At 69.5% G+C, this 2,390-nt stretch carries 1 protein-coding gene; it reads left to right on the forward strand.

The features are described 5' to 3' along the window. A partial coding sequence (locus AB0G14_RS35360) for a WD40 repeat domain-containing protein (protein WP_357705107.1) occupies window positions 1-2,186 on the forward strand: 2,186 nt, incomplete at its 5' end. Between the last annotated feature and the right edge of the window lie 204 nt (window positions 2,187-2,390).

Below are 2,390 nucleotides of genomic sequence, written 5' to 3' on the forward strand. Positions count from 1 at the left end.
GGCCGCCCGTGGTCAGCTCTGGCGGGCAACCTGCGCGACTGCTGGCCGGCGTACCGGACGGGCCGGATCCGCTGCGCGGTCACATCGGCATCGTGCGGGCGGTGACGTCGTGGCAGGAGCAGGACCGGCAGGTGGTGGCCTCCGCCAGCTACGACCGGACGGTGCGGATCTGGGACGCGGGCAGCGGCGCCCTGATCCGGGCCCTGACCGGCCACACCGGCTGGGTGTTGGCGGTGACGTCGTGGCAGGAGCGGGACCGGCGGGTGGTGGTCTCCGCCAGCGACGACCGGACGGTGCGGATCTGGGACGCGGGCAGCGGCACCCTGATCCAGACCCTGCGCGGCCACACCGGCCCGGTGCGGGCGGTGACGTCGTGGCAGGAGCAGGACCGGCAGGTGGTGGCCTCCGCCAGCTTCGACCGGACGGTTCGGATCTGGGACGCGGGCAGCGGCACCCTGATCCGGACCCTGACCGGCCACACCAGCGGGGTGCTGGCGGTGACGTCGTGGCAGGAGCAGGACCGGACGGTGGTGGCCTCCGCCAGCGACGACCGGACGGTGCGGATCTGGGATGCGGGCAGCGGCACCCTGATCCAGACCCTGACCGGCCACACCGGCACGGTGTTGGCGGTGACGTCGTGGCAGGAGCAGGACCGGACGGTGGTGGCCTCCGCCAGCGCCGACCGGACGGTGCGGATCTGGGACGCGGGCAGCGGCACCCTGGTCCAGACCCTGACCGGCCACACCGGCACGGTGCTGGCGGTGACGTCGTGGCAGGAGCAGGACCGGACGGTGGTGGCCTCCGCCAGCGCCGACCGGACGGTGCGGATCTGGGACGCGGGCAGCGGCGCCCTGATCCGGGCCCTGACCGGCCACACCGGCGGGGTGGGTGCGGTGACGTCGTGGCAGGAGCAGGACCGGCAGGTGGTGGTCTCCGCCAGCGACGACCGGACGGTGCGGTTGTGGCGCCTGCCCAGCGCCGGTGCTACCGGCCCGACCGGGCAATCCGCCGCGATAGACGGGCGGGTTGGCGCACGGAACGACCCCGAAGCGGCGGCATCGGCCCGGGATGACCCGGACCCGGACATCTCTATGGAAGATGTGGATGACGACTCGGACGTTGCCATGTCGGAGATGGACGAGGCGGCAACCCCGCTGTTGACCCCGCATGACGGAGAACCCGTCGACGGCCTCGCCCTGTCACGTCTGGACCCGGACCTGTCATCAGTCGTCGGACCGGAAGCCAAAGATCGACTAGAATCACTGCTGTCCGAGCACGCGCGCCGGGTCGCGGAGACGATCGACCGGCTGACCGGCGTATCGGACCCGGACGAGATCATGGAAGCGCACCAGCCCCTGGTGCGGGAACTGGCCCGTGGGTTCGGAGCGAATGTGGCGGGCATCGCCTGGGACGAGGAACCGATACCCGGACGGCGAGCACGATTCCGGACGGCTTCCAAGACGATTCTGATCCGCCCCGGCGAAGAAACCAACCTCAAGCGGCTCAACGAAACCCTGGTCCACGAGAACGTTCACGCCGCCCAACGTGCCGCGATACGCAACCCGGACGGCCCTGCGGCAGCATTGTGGGGGACGGCCGCGGTCGACCGGTGGCGGGGATCGATGACCGGGGATCGCGCGCGAGAAGCGACGCGACTACGCGACCAGTACCGGGCCGCGACCGCAGCCGGAACCGACATCGACCAGCTAATGGCATTCCAGCAAATCTGGACAGACGTCCCGCACGAGGCTGACGCCCGGGACATCGCCGCCAGATTCGGACAGCTGGTGGATGACGCGATCACAGCCCGGGCCACCGCGGCTCAGCACCTCGCCAACGACGACACGAGCGTCCGCCGCGGCAACCTGCGCGATACCCTGGCCAGGGACGTGAGCCCGAGCGATCTGACGGCAATCGCCAGATTGCTGGAAACCCGGGCAGCCGGACGATCCGATCCACACGCCGTAGAGATGACCTTCGACGCGGCGGCCCTGCGGGCCATCACCGCGGCTCCCTCAGGCGGCAGGGCGCTAACGCATGCGATGGCGGACATCGCAACGATACGAACCCAGCTCGATAAACACCGCGACGTGATCGCACGCTACGAATGGATTACGATCCTCCAATCGGTCCCGACTCTCCCCCGGGAAACCGCCGTTATCACAATTCACTTGGCCAAATGCTGACCATGTAGACATCCGCCGGGTGTAGCCGGAAGGCGAGCGGGGTTGACAGGAGGCCGAGGCGCGGAAGGGGGCCTTGACCCCAACGCCACTTCCTCAAGTCTACAGTAGATGTGACTGGTCAGGTGCTCGTCGGCGGGTCGGCTTGACCTGGGGCGTTCGGGTTGGATCATGGTTGGGTGTGCGGAACGCCGTCGATCGTGGAGC

The sequence above is a fragment of the Micromonospora sp. NPDC023814 genome (genome assembly GCF_040639595.1).
In the GTDB taxonomy this organism is placed as follows: domain Bacteria; phylum Actinomycetota; class Actinomycetes; order Mycobacteriales; family Micromonosporaceae; genus Micromonospora.